The following is a 332-nucleotide window of genomic DNA, read 5'->3' as shown; positions in this document are numbered from 1 at the left end:
CTCGCACTTCAGGGTTAACGGCACCGGTTTACGATAATTACCGTCGACCACTTTTTTTATCCGTACATCGCCAAAGTCGACATACACCGGGCCACCTTCGCTGATGGTGCAGGCCGGTGGCTCCACCAGGGTACCGATAAATTCCAGATTCTCCGGATCTGCCGCGCTGACCATGGCGGGTAACAGGAGCAGGGAAATCCACGACAGCCGTTGTCTTTTATTATCCATTTCAGATATCCGTTTACTGGTATTCCACTACCAGGGAGGCCATCACCCGGAAGGCTCCCCCACTCAGGGTGACGCCGTTCTGCTTGATCAGCGCCGCAGATAAA

The 332-nt window shown here is 54.2% G+C and carries 1 protein-coding gene; it reads right to left on the bottom strand.

Features of this window, described 5'->3' with window-relative positions; translation table 11 throughout:
* A partial coding sequence (locus AQ981_RS28375) for a fimbrial protein (RefSeq protein ID WP_476701396.1) occupies positions 1-228 on the bottom strand: 228 nt, incomplete at its 3' end.
* Between the last annotated feature and the right edge of the window lie 104 nt (positions 229-332).

Source organism: Entomohabitans teleogrylli, assembly GCF_001484765.1.
Classification (GTDB): Bacteria; Pseudomonadota; Gammaproteobacteria; order Enterobacterales; family Enterobacteriaceae; genus Entomohabitans; species Entomohabitans teleogrylli.
Note: the sequence above shows the minus strand (reverse complement) of the source record. Positions and strands in the feature narration are given on the sequence as shown.